This is a genomic window from Silvimonas sp. (genome assembly GCF_031291215.1).
Taxonomy (GTDB): domain Bacteria; phylum Pseudomonadota; class Gammaproteobacteria; order Burkholderiales; family Chitinibacteraceae; genus Silvimonas; species Silvimonas soli.
Window position 1 is genome coordinate 1 of record NZ_JARLJK010000115.1, and the last position, 15834, is coordinate 15834.

The following is a 15834-nucleotide window of genomic DNA, read 5'->3' on the forward strand; positions in this document are numbered from 1 at the left end:
AGCCGGTTCTGATCGTCGATCTGAATGATATCCAGGGGATGGTCATTCAGATCGAATAAATCGGAGATCAGCAGGCTGAGTAGTGTTTTGCCGACGCCACCTTTGCCAGACAGAATTGCAATGAGAAGAGGATGCTGAGCGGGTTGTAACATGAAAGCCTCCAGGGAAATGGAGGCTTTTGATAAAGGCAATTCCGCTTAACTCATGGACACCAATAGCTAGAAATAGTCTCCAAGCAATTGTTGTTCACGGGATGTAGCTTAATATCTAGAGGACTGGTTGTCTCGTAGGGCCATGGTGTCGCCGTGCCAGTCGGGCAATTTCATGGTGATATTCCTGAAGGAGCAGTACGCTGGCCGAGTGGAATTGCTGGATACGAAAAGACGGGGCTCTCGATAACTCGGCAGCGGGTGATTAATTCCGTGACTGTTGTTGGCCTGTTCGTCAGGAGACCAGATGGCTCAAGCACGTCATCAACAAAGCCCATGAATTTATCGATGCCGATAATGCCACCAAGGCATTGCTGAACCAAATGTTTAACCTTACCGTGCCCTTGTTCAGGAGAAATGTCGTTTTCACACATTCTATATAATATATATGCATCCTTGGCTGATAGGGCATGGCCTTTCCCTGACATCATGGGTAATAGGGTGCTCACTGCCGCCAGTACATATCTGTAAAAGAAAAAATTCTGCCAAAGCATGTCCGCACCCAAGCCCGACCATATCGAGATGGCAGCCGCCTCAAGGATGTCAGGCAACCGGGCCGACTTGCGATACGTTAGTGCTTCGCCGAATGCCTCATCACCTCCAGGCAAACCATCGAGCTTCCCAGCATGATACAAAGCCGTATGCATTTCTCGCGCGCGTGAGTAGGCCAGATCAAGAAAAAATATCGTTTCCCCAAGCTCTCGTATAATAAGTGCCTCAAACTCTATACGGTTTGCGTTTCCGGCCATGCTCAGGTGCTTTCTCTTCACATGGTCACGCAAATCATCGCCAGATCTGACATTATATATATCTGCGCATGCGGCCCGGCCGTACTGGATGGCCTTATCAATACTGAGCGTTGTTAATTTGTTTGAAACAATTTCCTTTGCACGAGTTCTTGTTTTGCCAGCGGCCTCAAGAATGTAAGTGTACTTTAATATCTCCACACACAATACCTTGCGAAGGTATGATTCGATGAATGTGAATTCTCTGTTTCCGACCTTATGCTCAGGTAATTTATACAATACTGGAACATAAGCGGCGGAGGAGCTGCTATCGCCGCTCAAATCACGAGTCAAATCACGAGCGCCTGAAGTGGACAATAAGCACTCGTAGTCTACGATGTCGGGATCAATCGTCTTGTTGCAGTTTAAAACATTCATGAGATAGTATCCTATTCAGGAAAATTAACCGGGTCAGCATGACGCGGCTTCCCAAATTTGCGTGAACATTAATCGAGAAAATCGCCCCGAAGCAGCTTTTCGGCCACTTTTAGTCCCGTGCGGCGTGTGATGCCTGCATCCTTGAGCGAATAGTACCACGATCCCGGCCCGTGGGTATGGTGAGGGGGGACGAGTTTGGCTGGGAAAGCAAATTAGGGGTGACAGGTGGCATTGTCCCTGAAGTTGCCTGGATGCCGGAGGGCTGGTGCGGCTCTCTGGAAAGTATTTCATTCTGGGGTAGCGGCTTACTTTTGGCCTTGATCCGGCTGAATACGGCCGCCAGATACCGTTCGGTGACGGCCGAACCGTCCTTGAGACGAAGCCCGCCTTTGGTCAGCAAAGCGGCGATTTGTCCCCAGGTCCAGCCCAATTCCCGCCATTCGGCTATGGCTGGAGCGTGCCGCCGTAGCACCCGCTCAACCGGGGTACGGCCATGACCGGTCATGATCTCCTGGACGATCAGGCGGGCAAGTTTCAGGGGCTGGTCTTTGTCCACGCCGCACCTCACCTTTCATATACGGCGAAGGACAACAAATTCCCGCTTATGCCAGCAATTTAGCGGGACGCTCTTGCTTGGCCAAGAGGGTGACCGCCTTCTTGTCAAAAGACAAGAAAATCTCACCGCCCAGCCAATTGCCGTCATAGGCGATCACGCCATCCGCGAAATCCCCACCCGCATCGAGCAGGCTGAGACCGGCTTCGACGGCAGGCCGGTTGACGGCGACATTGCGCGCTTCGATCAGGCCGCGAATGGCGCCAGCAATGTCGGCGCGCGGAACGCCATACCGGCGATCCAGCACCCATGCGAATTCGCATAATGAATGCGTGCTGATGGCAACCAGACTGGCGCGCTCGATCGCCTTAACCGCAATTTTATTCTGGGTTTCATCATCGGCCATGACCAGACGCACCAGGACATTGGTGTCGGCGGTAATTTTCATTCGCGGCCAGAACCGGCAGCAGCCCCGGCTTCCGCGATGGCGTCGTTCAACTCGTCAATGGACAGCCGTGCGCCATTGCTCCTGCCCCGGAGCATTCCGCTTAAAGCCCGCCACGCGCCTGAAGGTTGCTCGGCCTTCAACTCCGCCCGGCCATCGGGCAGCAAATCCAGCCTGATTTTACCGCCAGGTTGGATGCCAAGATGCTTCAACACCTCCTTCTTGAAAGTGACTTGCCCTCTCGCGGTGATGGTTAAGGTACTCATCATTTAGATCCTTTGATGGAGAGTTAAAATAAGGCATGATTGCATTATTTTCAAGGATAATAATGAGAAGATATCCAGGTGGACGCCCCCCGCATCGCAAGCAAAATCTTCCACTGGCCGCAGACACGGCCTTGCCGCTTAGGGACGACCGTCCCTCGGCGCGTGTCAACCGTCTTCCCCCAAAACGACAGACGAAATTTCCGCACGCGGCAATTTCGTTGCGTTTTGGTTCCCCTCGAAGCCGGTTGACACTTGCACCCCCTGGCCTCGCCGGCGGGCAAGGGTGCAGCGCGCTGCACCCAAAACCCAAAAGGAGATCAGACATGACCCCAACCCTGCAAAACACCATCCTGAACGGCGATTGCATCGAATTGATGCGGAAACTCGAATGGGGTTCCGTTGACTTCATCCTGACCGACCCGCCTTATATCACACATTACCGGGGGCGGGACGGCCGGACCATTGCCAATGACGATAACTCCCGCTGGCTGAAGCCTGCTTTCAACCAGATGCACCGGGTTCTGCGATATGGCGGCTTTTGCCTGAGCTTCTATGGCTGGGCCAAAATTGACCTGTTGATGGATGCCTGGCGCGCCGCCGGGTTCAGCATCGTGGGGCATGTGGTGTTCCGCAAACGCTATGCCTCTTCAGAGCGGTATTTCCGCTATACGCATGAACAGGCTTACCTCTTGGCCAAGGGCAACGCTACACCTCCCACGCAACCGATCGCCGATGTGATCGACTTCGACTATACGGGCAACCGCCTGCATCCGACACAAAAGCCCGTGCAGGCGCTCCGTCCGCTGATCGAGAGTTTTTGCCCGCCGGGTGGCTTGGTCCTCGACCCGTTTTGCAGATCAGGTTCAACCCTTGTCGCCGCGCGTGATACCGGTCGAAACTGGCTCGGCATCGAGCTGAGCAAGGAGCATTTTGAGACGGTGGCCCGGCGCTTGACTGGTGAAAGGACGGCGGCCGCATAGGCCGCCTATCGCACGATTTTACCCACGGATATTCAGCACAGGCCAAAAATTGTGGCTCGCGGCGCTCAGCGCCGCGAGCTTAACTCGTATTACAGGTCACTTCAATTTGATGAAACAGCTCCATTTTTCTCCATCATCACGCCCCTATGACAATGAAGTACAACAAATCATACTGTTGTAATTTGTTGTAAAAAGTTTTCTCCACACCTGTGCACCTTCCGGTGCTTTAGGGACAGGCGCATGGCATCTGGGGCTAGAAAATCCGAAACCCTGAATTAATGTCCGTTTTTTCCAGGCGTGGTGGACATAGAGAGGGACTCCTTTGTGATTGGGAATCCTTCATGGTTTGCACCATCTCCGCCGGGACTGCGGCGTCTTATTATGTCAGCGAGCAATCCCGGTATTACACCGGCGGCAAGGAGCCGGTGGGGCAGTGGTACGCGCCGTCAGCATCAGCGGGGATGACAGATGGCGCTGAGATCGACGACGCCAGTTTCGAGCGGCTGCACGCCGGGCTGAATGAGGCGGGCAGCAAGCTGACCCAAAACGCCGATGGCAGTCATGTTGATCGCGTTGCCGGGTATGATCTGACCTTCTCCGCGCCCAAATCGGTTTCCATCATCTGGGGGTTGGGTAATGAGGCCCAGCGTGGAGAAATTGAGGCAGCCCATGATGCGGCGGTCCGGGCGGCGCTGGGTGTCGTGAATGACCATGCCGCCTTCAGCCGCCGGGGCAAGGGTGGCGCCATCTTGGAGCCGGTACAATTGACCGGGGCGATTTTCCAGCATGGCGAGGCGCGGCCCACCGAGCGGGAGACTGGCCCGGTAGATGCCGAGGCCGGGGCTGGGAGCAAAATACTGACGGCTGATCCGCAACTGCATAGCCATACCGTGATCTTCAATTGGGCACAGCGTGCGGATGGCAGTTGGGGCAGCATCGATGGCCGCCAGCTCTTTCGCTGGAAGATGGCGGCGGGGGCGGTGTACCGGGCCGAGCTGGCGGCGCGGTTGCAGGCACTGGGATATGGCATAGAGCGCACCGACGAAAAGGGACTGTTCGAGATCGCCGGGGTGCCCAAACCTGTCCGCGATGAATTCAGCGGACGGCGCCAGGAGATTATGGTGGCGATGCGGGCGCGCGGGCTGGACACGGCCGTCGCGCCAGCCTTGGCGGCCTCCGTGACCAAAGCGGGGCGGCATGCCAAGGTACCGGCCCAGGACGTGGACCGGCACGAAACTTGGCGCGACAGGGCAGCCGGGCTGGGGTTCGATCTGTCCATAACCAAACCGCCCTCTATGAAACCAGAGCGCTCTGTCTCTGATGCCAAAAGCATTTTGGACCGCTTAACCGAGACCAAGGCGGTGTTCCGGCAGCAGGACATCGTGGCGGCGGTTGCGGCTGATCTGGTGGGCGTGGCGGAGACCGGGGGAGGTAGAGGTGTCCACGCGGCCATCGCCGGGCGGGTGCAGGCGGTTCTCAATAATGCGGAACTTGTGTCGTTTGGTCCTGACGCCCTTGGGCGGCCCGCCTACTCTACCAAGGAGATGGTGGCGCTGGAGTGTGGCGTGGCCGAGACAGCGAAAGCAATGGACCAAAAATATTATGGTCCTGCCCCATCCACCAGCGGTATGTCGTCCATCAGGGCGTCAGCTAAGCCGGTGGAGATGCTCGGTGCGTCGGCGCTGAGCGGGGAGCAGCGTGCTGCCTATGACCATGCCTGTGGCACAAGCGGGCTGGCCATCGTCGAGGGCGCGGCGGGCAGCGGCAAAACCACCACTCTGTCAGCCATCGCCCGGACCTATCAGCAAGCTGGGTACCGGGTAATCGGATCGGCCATTGCTTGGCGGGCGGCCCAGCAATTGGGCGAGGAGTGCGGTATCGAAAGCCGGGCGCTGGATTCATGGCTGGCGAAGAATCGGGATGGGCAGGATGTTTTCACCAGGAACACCGTGCTGATTGTCGATGAAGCTGGGCTGCTCTCCACCAGGCAGATGCATTCGGTGCTGACTGCCGCGCAGGCGGGTGGGAGCAAGGTGATCCTGGCGGGGGATCAGCGCCAGTTGCAGGCCATTGGCGCCGGGTCCGGTCTGGCCATCGTGGTCGAGACGGTCAATGGCGCACGGGTGGACACCAACCGCCGCCAAAAAGAGGCATGGGCCAGGGTGGCGGTCAGCCAACTGGCCCGAGGTGATGCCGAGCCCGCGCTGCGCGCCTTTGATGAGCATGGTTGTTTGCATTGGGCATCGGGGCGCAAAGCCGTCATTGATAAGGCGCTGGTGCTGTGGCGAGATCATCGTCGGAACCACCCGGAGCGAAGCTTGGCAATATTGGCCAAATCCAATGCCGATGTGCGCGCATTGAGTGCGGCGATCCGTGCTGAGTTGCGGCAAGGTGGCCAAATACGGGGGGATGACATTATCGTCCGCGCCGTGGACCGCTCCGGTGGGACTTATGATCTGGCCATTGCCAAAGGCGACAGGCTGGAGATTACCGCCCGGAACAAGGAGTTGGGGGCGGTGAACGGCACCACCGGTACGGTGACACGGGTCGAGGCCAAGCCGGATGGCCATGCGCGGGTGACATTGGCCATTGGCAGTGAGGCGAAGACCTTCTCCACGGCGGACCTGGCGGACACGCGTGGCCGGGCACGGCTGGGTCATGCCTATGCCACGACCATCTACAATGCCCAGGGGCTGACCGTGGATCAGGCCTTCGTGATTGGCAGCTCCAGCTTCTCCGCCAACCAAGCCTATGTCGCCGCCAGCCGGGCACGGGAACGGACTGATATCATCGCTGACAGCAAGGAAATCGACCGGGAATTACGCGCTCAGGCCAGAATGGAGGGGCATTCCGTAAAACAGCAACCTACACTGCCAGACCGGCTGGCGCAGCTAGCGCGAGGCTGGGCACGGACGGAAATGAAGGAACGCACAACCTTGCCGCAGCCTAGGCTACCAAGTCCACGGTGCAAGCAGGAGATGGAGCGGTAAAGTTGGTAACAAAATTAAGACAACGCTCTCAAAGCGACAGCGTGCACGCGAATTGATAACTAACTCATAACAAGACCTTTGCACGCCAAGGTTAAAATTTGATTGCGAATTGCAGATAAATGGTTGTACCTTTGGCAAGTTGGATTGGCATGCAGACATCAGGGTCAAAGCCACCGCAGCTGTAGAGCTAATATTGAAATCAACGCTGTTAGCGGATCAGCTTCGACAGCAAGGAGATCGACCGGGAATTACGCGCTCAGGCCAGGATGGAGGGCCGTCCCTTGGAGCAACGGCCCGTACCGCTGGACCGGTTGGCTCGTTTGACCAAAGGTTGGCGCGGATGGAGACTAAGGAAAGGGCAACCCTACCGCAGCTTGGGACATACGGCCTTAGGCAGGGCGCAGAACTGGAAATGTAAATAGAAAGTCCCAGAATAAAAGCGCCATGCAATTCCAACAGTAAACGTAATAATAGCTTTACACGCTTAGGTTAATCTTTCTGTTGTGAAAGTTCCTCAAATGGCTGTAACCTGCTACAGTTTGATGGCGCAGAATATTACAGAATATTAAGGTCAAGGAAGAGGCGGGTGAGACAAGTTCTTACTATATTATGGAAATATATTATGTTCAATTGGTTTCGAGCAGCCATCTTAATATCAATGATATCCGGAATGAGTGTTATTCCAGATGTTTGTCTTGCGAATAACCTTGTGGCCGAAGAGAGGCCAAATTTTGAAATTACACATATCAAATCACTTGTCTTGTTTTATGGAGCGAACTCCATCTGGCTTTGGGGGGAACCGCAGGCGTTGATCCCAAGCGGTGCTTATTCTGAACAAAGGCCCGCGCTGCATCAGCTGGGTATCATTATCAGAGCAGATGCAGGTTTACCCGGTGCAGGCGATTATAACTTATACCTTGCTCTGATGATCAGTTCAAAACGAGATTATGCTATCAATCCTGCCGGAGAAAGAGGTCTTCTGTTAACCGCTCAACCCGATGCGGGACAGGCTATTGCATCCGGCATCCGCTTTTTTAACGGCACTTGGCATGGGCATTGTCAGACGTTTGTTGCGACAGCAAAGAGAGTCATCAATGAAGAGACGGGAGCAGTAAACACATCTATTAGTCTTTTCTATTACGTTCCTGGTTCGTTATATAACGATGGTACTCTTTCGGTTCCACCGGAGTTTTTGTCGTTAGGAACCTATGCGACTTCAAATAAAAACTCCGATCCAGATGTAGTAATTTCGCAAGAATTTTCTCTTCCACTCCCTCATGAGTACTACAGTGAGGTCTACCGCGACTATCCTCTTCAAGGCGATTACGCCAAAAAGCTATCTCGTGAATTGTCTATTCCAGATGAAGGCCCTGGTAATACTATTCTTCCTGGAGAACCCAATAGTAAGTGCTAAGTAATTATAGGATGTGTTATGACAGTTCCGACAAGTGCAGGCTACGCCGGTGATGGAGTCACCGATTATTATAACGGTACAACACTATTTTTAACAATAAGTGGATCTGTCCCTGTTCGGGATAATAATATATCTGATTTTCAGCATAATATCCCATCGGATCCTGGCCCTACTCCGATTGGAAGCGATTCCGTGGAGACGGGTCCGTGGGCGATATACTCGGATCGCCAGTCGGGTATCGATGCCTTTGTTGCGGCACTAACAAATCCATCCTTAAACTCTGATTTTACGGCCAGATTCGGAAGCAATCCAGCCAATTGGACAATAGGGGATTACACTGAGGTTACATGGACAGATGCTGGTGCAGTTGCCAATGCTATAAATGAATATAATGGTGATGCCGTCAATTCCGAAACCGATTTGCCAAATAATTTAAACGATCCACAGGGAGTTGACAACGTAACAGCAAACCAGGCTGCTGCGTTAGCAACTCCATTGAGTACTGTTCTCAATACGCCAGGGTTACTAATGGCTGTTGAACGTGCAATCATTGAGGAAGAGGGGGGTGATACCAACGCCACATATACGTGGTACGTCGGCGATGGAGGCTCGCTGACGTTTACAAACAAAAATGTGTATTCTGAAAATATTACTGGTGGGGACTTCGCTGGGGGCACCGAAGTACAACTTGGTGGACAGCTTAGTGTAAATGATGCCACGCGATTTAATGGATACGAAACGGTGTCGTACGATATTCCTGTCAGTACGCTACTATTCTCTGAAAATAGCTCAACAAAAACGGCAATATTTGACGAAAATATAAGCGGTTTAACATTTAATTTGGGCAGCACTGATACGGATACTTTTTATAATATAGGCAACAACACAACAATTATCGCTGGTTCGTCGGGTTATACGCTTACAGTCACAGATGATGGATGTCTTCATTATGCTGCTCCGACGGCTACGCAAGACGAAGCAGTCTTATTACCAAAGACAATTTTAGAAACGCCAAAAGCGGGTGCGTTAACGGGTGTAATGGGAAGTACAGATCTTGTTATAGTGACCGCAAATAATGCAAGCTATACGGGTAATTATCCAGACCAAATCATTATTGCCGCAGGTACATCTGATACTTTAAATGCTGGTGCTGCAAACGAAACCCTTATTGATTTAAGTGACCAGAGTGGCGGGAATGTATTAAAGGCAAATGGTTATTCAAATGTCATCGAAATTGTCGCAAAAGGCATTACATCAACAGACGATCCACCCACAAACAACACGTTTAAGTTTGGCGCAGGCACGAATGTTTTAATCGGGGATGCCGAAAACAATACGTTTGACTTGGATGCATCCGTCACCTCGGGTACGAATGTGATCTGGGGTGGTGGTGGCACGAGCACCTATGACCTTCACGGCATTGTGGATATCATATACACGACCGGTACACCGACGAACCAGCAAATTGTTAGCCTGGCCACAGATTTAGAAAATACCGGCTCCACATTGCCGGATGAGTTCTACGTTGGGAACGGCCTTCAGTATGGTGAGGTCACTGCATCCCAGCCATATGGCCAAAACCCTCTGACGACCGGTAATCTTACAAGCTCCGAGCCTGTGACGTACATCATCGACCCTACGGCACAGGATGTCCTGGAAATATCAGATTCAAATGTCACCGGTACGCTGACGGCATCCGGCACATATACCCCAAAAGGGCCTGTGGGGGATGGGCAGTATTTTCAAAATGGAACATTTACTGCCAGTTCTCCCGTGTATGGTGATCTCGAAATCGGAAACGGTGATTTATATGTCTATAACTATGTTCAAGGTGATTTAGGCATTACATTTTCGGGCAACGCGACGGAGGATTTGGATCACATAGAACCGTGGTGGCTAGCTCAAACAAATGAACTCGGTCAAACTGTAAATCTGAATAATTCTGGAACAAATTTGCCTGGCAATGTTTATGCATACCAGGGAACTCAGAAAATTGATTTGGGCGCCTCTTCTGATGGTTCATCAGGGAGCGGGGGTAGTGGTGGCGCATCAGGGAATGGGACTAACACCATCACAACTGGCGGGTCAGAGTTCTTCGCACCGGGCTCTACTGATGCTGGTGTTGTCGTAAATGCCGGTGGTGTTGCGACGGTGCTGTCCGGCGGTTCTACAAATGACAACGTTATCAACGGCGGCATGGAATTTGTCGACGCGGGCGGTGCAGACACGGGATCATACGTGGAAGCGGGCGGTGCAGAAATCGTTTCCTCTGGGGGCATGGCCGTTGGTATCACCATTGGCAGTGGCGGCCATCTGATTGTTTTGCCAGGTGCCACGGCGAGTGGGACGAGCGTTGTGGCGGGCGGGCAGGTGATATCGACTGGTATTGTCTTCCTTCAATCGGGTGGGATATCCGCCGATCCATCTGTTTCAAATGGGTTAGTTTTGGCCTCGGATGAAACCGAATATGTTCTCTCCGGTGGCGAGGTCAGCGGGACTGTAATTAGCGTCGGTGGGCAGCAGGCGGTTTTCTCGGGAGGAGTCGCTTGGGAGACTACGATTAACGATGGTGGCACTGGCCTGGTGGATATTTTGTACCAGCGTAACTGAGATAGCGTGATCATGCTGCGTGGTCGAGATGAATTTTATCAGGCTGGATTGTTTGCGGTGCTGGAGGCTTGTATCCTAAAGCCGAATGAGGCCGCAGCGTATTATAGTGATGACGCCATTGCTTGACGATAATTTGTGCCTCCTTCAGGCTATAAAAGATTTCTCCATTCAGCAGCTCATCGCGCAGCTTGCTATTGAAACTCTCGCAATACCCGTTTTCCCAAGGTGAACCCGGTTCGATGTAGAGTGTCTGTGCACCTACGTTGGCGAGCCAGTTCCGTACGGCCTTTGATGTCATTTCCGGCCCATTATCTGACCGAACATGTTCTGGCACGCCTCTGGCCATCATTACTTTGGCCATGGTCTCCAACACGCCCAGGCCATTGATCCGACGCGCCACCCGAATGGCCAGGCATTCGCGGGTAAATTCGTCGATCAACGTCATCAGCCGCAGCTTACGGCCATCATGCGTCTGGGCTTCGACAAAATCATAGGACCAGACATGGTTGCGCCGTTCAGGCCGTAGCCGGATACAGGAGCCGTCATTCAGCCAGAGGCGGCCCTTTGGTTTCTGCTTGTGGGGAACCTTCAGCCCTTCCCGGCGCCAGATCCGTTGCACACGGTCCGTGCCAACCGCCCATCCTGCCGCCTGCAGCAACGCTGTGATCCGCCTATAGCCATAGCGGCCATAATTGCTGGCAAGAGCAAGGATGGCATGCGTCAGCTTATCCTCGTCCTCTCGAGCCAGTGCGGTGTAGCGCTGCGTACCACGTGGGTGGCTTAGCAGCCGGCAAGCGTGGCGTTCCGAGAGATGATGATGCTCCCGGATCCGCGTCACGGTCTGCCGGCGCCGTTCAGGGCTTACAAGTTTCCCGCCGCAACGTCTTTGAGGATCTGCTTCTCAAGCGACAGATCCGCGACCAACCGCTTTAAGCGATTGTTTTCTTTCTCTAATTCCTTCAACCGCCGTGCCTGGTCCATATCCAGACCACCATATTCTTTGCGGTACCGGTAATAGCTCTTATCCGAAATTCCGGCTTCACGGCACGCAACCTGGACCGTTTTGCCCTGACCTGTCTGAACTTCAATTTGCCGCAGCAGCAAAACAATCTGCTCCGCGCTCATTCGCTTCTTCGGCATCAAAATGACCCCTTTCTATACCAGTTTGTCTCATTTCAACTGGTACAAAAATCCCCTGGCAGGCCAGTCGCCGGGGGCGGGGGTATCATCAGCCCAGGCCCATGAGACGCGGCGCTGTTTTCCGTCTGTTGTTGCAGTCATAGAAGCGCCTTTCATGCGTCGCCCATAATGCTTGCGGACACGACGTAAAGGCGCATTTTTGAATGTCCGGCGATGCGAATTGACTGCGAGGTTTTCCCGTCGCTGGCCGGTTTCAAGTATCCCTCGCGCAGCATCACCGCCGCCACGCGCTTAGGGTCCATGCCCCGGCAAACCTCAGTGCGCCAAGCTTCCGGCATTATCAGGAATTGCAGTTCGCCAGTTTCAAGCCGCGAGAATCCGGCTCGGTTCATAATCCGAATTTCCCCAGGTGGAATGTCGCTGGTTTCGTGGAGCCGCTCAAAACGGGATGATCCGTGTGCTTCCAGGAACCCGCGCACCTGCGCCAATGCCGCCGAATCCTCGCCAGCGCCGCTACCGCCGCGCTCTGCCAGCCACGCCTTGAAACACGCGCCAGCCGCCCGTAGCGCCTCGCCCTTGGTCCAGGGCAACACGCCATAGACTCGCGCCAGTTCGCCCGCGCAGGCTATCAGCGCGAACCGGCTGGCAACGCTTTTTACCTGCCCGTCGGCGTCACCAGGGCAATGCTTTGCCAGGAATTGTGCCCGCAACGCTTTGATTTTGTCGATCAGCTCACCTTCGTTTTTTGCGCGTTCATCGGTCAGCCGTGCCAGGAAAGCCCGTGCCGCCGTTCCGTAGTGCGTCCTGGCGGCATTGCGGATTTGATCGGCAAACTCACGCGCATTGGCGAAACCGTGAAGCTCTTGAAACGCGCCTAGACTGGCCCCGGCATCGGCGGGCAGACTGACAAGCCGCACCTCAAGACCGGCCATTGTGCGCTTGCCTGCTTCGCCAATTTTTGCCGCAAGAGTGAGTTCGCCCGTAGATAGGAACAGAGAGCGCCATGTTTGACGACGGCGGGCTTCACCGCTTCGCCCTGCGCGGCCTTTGCCGGTCTCGTTTGCAAGTTGATAGACAATATCCGCAACCTCTTTAGAATCCGCCTGCCCGAGTTCGTCCAGGATTAGCACGCAATCGGATGTTTCCGCCGCTATAGCTTCCAGCCCGTTCGCTGTGCTGCGCCAGCTTCGCACCTGTCCATCGCGCCGTCCTGGCCCCCAAACGGAACCGGCGGCAAAGGCACATGTCGATTTTCCAGACTGTGAACCGCCGACCAAGTGAACCCCGCCAGAATCCTCACCCATGAGGTTGAGCAACGGCCCGGCCAGCGCCGACGCAATGAACAGTGCCAGCCGGTCATTGCCGATGGCGAATTGCGCCAATTCATCTTGCCATTGTTTCAGTGTGCCTTTGGTCGCGAAGCTCTCAGCGCTAACAAGCCGCTCAGACTGCAAAACGATGTTGCTCTTGCCTGCGCCATATATTTTGGACCACGGCGCGACAAACACCGGTTTACCATCGGATTCGTGCCAGCCCGTGCGGCTCACACATTCAAACTTGCGCGACGGATACACGCGGGAAAGAAACATTTTTAGGTAGGTGTGGCTGTTACCAATTCCGCAAGTCAGCCCGCCAGATTCCAAAGTCTCGGCAATCGCGTTGCCTTCACGATGTAGCAGGCTCTTGGGCAATGCCCATTCGTGGAGCCGTCCATCCCGGTCACGCCAGCGCAGAAATAGGCCCCATTCGCCGCCGATTGATGTTCTTGCCTCGCCTAGAATGTCGAATTGACCGGCGACAAACACGGGCGGCGGTGGCGCTTCGTCCGGCTTGCGTGCTGGTGGCTGATAATACAACTGCCCCTTGTTCCATGAAAATCCGTCCGGCATTTCAAACGGAGGATCGGCCAGCACCGCACCGGCCAGTAGATCGGCCAGCACGTCCGGCGTTTCACCCTCGGGCAGTTCGTCGGCCAAATCCCAACCAGGCGGGAATAGTTCGGGAATTTCCACAATGTGAATTTCAGCCGTTCCGGCATCACTGGCTAGACTGGCAACGTCGCGGGCATAATCGGCTCCGGCGTCGTCATGGTCCGGCCAGATTGTGACCGTCCGGCCTTCTAACACCCCCCAGCTACTCTTGCGCGCTGAATTGCTCCCGCCGCAGGAGGTAATCGCCACGTAATCAGGACAACTCCTGGCGGCTGCATCGGCGGCTTTCTCGCCCTCGCACACCAGCACCGGGGCCAAGGGCCGCGCAGCCAGCCGGTCCAGGCCATAAAGTGGCAATGGTGCCGCTGGGCGCTTCCAGTGCCATCCGGTGCCATCGTGGCGGCGGTCGTTTTTATCGGTCCATGCGCGCCATCCGTAGCTGTAAGGAAGCGTTTGCTTTGTGCCGTTGGCGTTCTGGAACCGATATACGGCGAAGATCGGTGCGCCGTCGGGGGTACGATACACCCAGCGGGCCACGGAATCCCCATGCTTCCGGTGGTTCAAGGTGTCGGGCGGCTCAGCCGGGGCGGGGCATTGCGGCTCCCATATCTCGGGCATGGCACGGTTTGCGGCTATCTTGGCTATCATTGGGCCGAAGTCGGCGAAGTTGGGCAAAGGGGCAAAAGGGTCCGGTGCAGTGCCGTCGGGGCTTAGCTCGTTCATTTCCCCGCCTCCAGGCCAAGCATTACGGCCATCTTTCGTGCCGCATCCGGCTGGTTCATCCCGAACAAATACGCCGCGAGGCTTACGGGGTCGCCACCCTTGTCGCCGGTCGCAAAGTCCGACCAAGCCCCGGTGCGGGTGTTAATCATGAAGCTGCCTTCGTTCCGGTCGTTCCGCTTGGGGTTGCGTGCGCTGTATTCGTGACCGGCAAACCGGCCACCAGGAAGCCAGCGGGTGACGATGGCGGAGAAGTTCGCCAACGCCGCGCGATTGACGGCGGAGAAGTCCACTGTGTCGCTCATTTTTTGCCCCCCGTGAGAGCCGCAGCCAAACGGCAACATTCGGCGGCATCGGCCAGTTGCACGGCGCGGCAACGCGGGTCTGGTTCACGGCGGCGGCGTAGCCATTCGGCTCGGCTCAGGAGATGCGCGGCGGCGCGTTTCAGGTCCAGGGGGCGCAGATTGCCCTTGTTTTTGGCGGTGGGTTCGGGTAATTTGCTCATGTCGAGTATGCCTTTCTAAGCCCGCCAGCGTGCCATCGCTCGGCGGGTTTTCTATTGCGGGGGGATTAGGTGGCCTTCGGTGCGGCGATGCTGGCGGCGGGCAAGCTCTCAATGTACCGGCGCAGGGATTCGCCTAGAACAAGGGTTCTCTTCCCGGCCTTTCGAGCTTCAATCTTTCCTTCGCCGATCAAAACATATAGGCGAGAGCGGGAAAGTCCCGATTGTTCGGTTGCATTTTCAATCGTTAGGGCGATGGGCACAATATACCTCCAGGCTTGTTGCTTCCTGGGTTGTCCCGCAGTACATCTCGCAAAAACATGACCTGTTTTCGCGATTTTCCGGGTCGTGGGTCTTATTCGCCAAAGCCTCGCTCTTTTGCGGACGAAAGCGCGTTAAGTAAAAATTCCCCTCGCTCTTTAGGCGATGCTCCAATGTGAGGCGGAAGAGGTTCTTGAAAATTCTTCAATGCTTCAGGTGATATATTTGGACCGGGGCCTTCCATGCAGCGTGCTCGCCAATTTTTGACGGTTTGATAGCTCGCTTTACTATGACCGGCTGCTTTCCCGGCTTTCATTGCTCGGGCGACTTTTTGGGCGGCTTCGTCTGAAGCTTGCCCCCCCTCCATAAGTTCGTTCAAGGCCGCGCGGCCAAACCGATGACGGTAGCTTCGCGGATATTTTTGCCGGGATGGCCCTCTTTTTTGCGAGGGGCCAGCAAGGTCGAAGAACGCCCCTGATCCAACTCAATCAGAGCCGCATGAAGCCAGACTGGATGCCGAATTCAATCAGATCGTCATTCAGCTCGGTGAGCGCGGCATAATCCAGCAGCAAGTGCTGCTGAGTGGCGCCGACATCGACAAGCAAGGACCGGCCATCCTTTTTCATTGCCGCGACGAGATCATAAAACGG

Annotated in this window: 14 protein-coding genes; 4 read left to right on the plus strand and 10 right to left on the minus strand. The window is 55.0% G+C overall.

What is annotated here, in order from left to right; all coding sequences use genetic code 11:
* Nucleotides 1–322: 322 nt before the first annotated feature.
* The 4 genes from P4L78_RS11660 to P4L78_RS11675 form a co-directional block, all read right to left on the minus strand.
* Entirely contained in the window at nt 323–1372 is a 1050-nt protein-coding gene (locus P4L78_RS11660) for a hypothetical protein (protein ID WP_309328234.1), read from the minus strand.
* Nucleotides 1373–1481: 109 nt separating this feature from the next.
* Complete coding sequence (locus P4L78_RS11665) at nt 1482–1928, minus strand: hypothetical protein (RefSeq protein ID WP_309328236.1); 447 nt, start codon at nt 1926–1928, stop codon at nt 1482–1484.
* A gap of 46 nt (nt 1929–1974) precedes the next feature.
* Entirely contained in the window at nt 1975–2373 is a 399-nt protein-coding gene (locus P4L78_RS11670; RefSeq protein WP_309328238.1) for a type II toxin-antitoxin system VapC family toxin, read from the minus strand.
* Complete coding sequence (locus P4L78_RS11675; protein WP_309328240.1) at nt 2370–2639, minus strand: AbrB/MazE/SpoVT family DNA-binding domain-containing protein; 270 nt, start codon at nt 2637–2639, stop codon at nt 2370–2372. The genes P4L78_RS11670 and P4L78_RS11675 overlap by 4 nt, the downstream gene beginning before the upstream one ends.
* Nucleotides 2640–2959: 320 nt before the next feature.
* Between P4L78_RS11675 and P4L78_RS11680 the strand changes: the two genes are divergently transcribed.
* The 4 genes from P4L78_RS11680 (at nt 2960) to P4L78_RS11695 (ending at nt 10630) form a co-directional block, all read left to right on the plus strand.
* Nucleotides 2960–3616 carry a DNA methyltransferase gene (locus P4L78_RS11680; protein WP_309328241.1) on the plus strand — a complete coding sequence of 219 codons (657 nt, stop codon included), beginning with the start codon at nt 2960–2962 and terminating at the stop codon, nt 3614–3616.
* A 341-nt stretch (nt 3617–3957) separates the two neighbouring features.
* On the plus strand, nt 3958–6606 hold the full coding sequence (gene mobF, locus P4L78_RS11685; RefSeq protein ID WP_309328242.1) for a MobF family relaxase: 2649 nt from the start codon (nt 3958–3960) through the stop codon (nt 6604–6606).
* A 670-nt stretch (nt 6607–7276) separates the two neighbouring features.
* Nucleotides 7277–8020 carry a hypothetical protein gene (locus tag P4L78_RS11690; protein WP_309328243.1) on the plus strand — a complete coding sequence of 248 codons (744 nt, stop codon included), beginning with the start codon at nt 7277–7279 and terminating at the stop codon, nt 8018–8020.
* A gap of 18 nt (nt 8021–8038) precedes the next feature.
* Complete coding sequence (locus P4L78_RS11695) at nt 8039–10630, plus strand: hypothetical protein (protein WP_309328245.1); 2592 nt, start codon at nt 8039–8041, stop codon at nt 10628–10630.
* A 10-nt stretch (nt 10631–10640) separates the two neighbouring features.
* On the opposite strand, the gene P4L78_RS11700 is transcribed toward P4L78_RS11695, so the two are convergent.
* From P4L78_RS11700 to P4L78_RS11720, 6 genes are all read right to left on the minus strand, one after another.
* Nucleotides 10641–11770, minus strand: a protein-coding gene (locus tag P4L78_RS11700; RefSeq protein ID WP_309328246.1) for an IS3 family transposase whose coding sequence is annotated in 2 segments (ribosomal slippage) — nt 10641–11506 and nt 11506–11770 — 1131 coding nt in all. Because the reading frame shifts where the segments join, the coding sequence is not laid out codon by codon here.
* 152 nt (nt 11771–11922) lie between these two features.
* Entirely contained in the window at nt 11923–14424 is a 2502-nt protein-coding gene (locus P4L78_RS11705) for a DUF927 domain-containing protein (protein WP_309328247.1), read from the minus strand.
* On the minus strand, nt 14421–14726 hold the full coding sequence (locus P4L78_RS11710) for a hypothetical protein (RefSeq protein ID WP_309328248.1): 306 nt from the start codon (nt 14724–14726) through the stop codon (nt 14421–14423). Before P4L78_RS11710 ends, P4L78_RS11705 begins: the two co-directional genes overlap by 4 nt.
* A complete protein-coding gene (locus tag P4L78_RS11715; protein ID WP_309328249.1) occupies nt 14723–14926 on the minus strand; it encodes a hypothetical protein in 204 nt (67 codons plus the stop codon). Before P4L78_RS11715 ends, P4L78_RS11710 begins: the two co-directional genes overlap by 4 nt.
* A gap of 65 nt (nt 14927–14991) precedes the next feature.
* Complete coding sequence (locus P4L78_RS22935; RefSeq protein ID WP_405051546.1) at nt 14992–15186, minus strand: helix-turn-helix domain-containing protein; 195 nt, start codon at nt 15184–15186, stop codon at nt 14992–14994.
* A 92-nt stretch (nt 15187–15278) separates the two neighbouring features.
* Complete coding sequence (locus P4L78_RS11720) at nt 15279–15563, minus strand: hypothetical protein (protein ID WP_309328251.1); 285 nt, start codon at nt 15561–15563, stop codon at nt 15279–15281.
* Between the last annotated feature and the right edge of the window lie 271 nt (nt 15564–15834).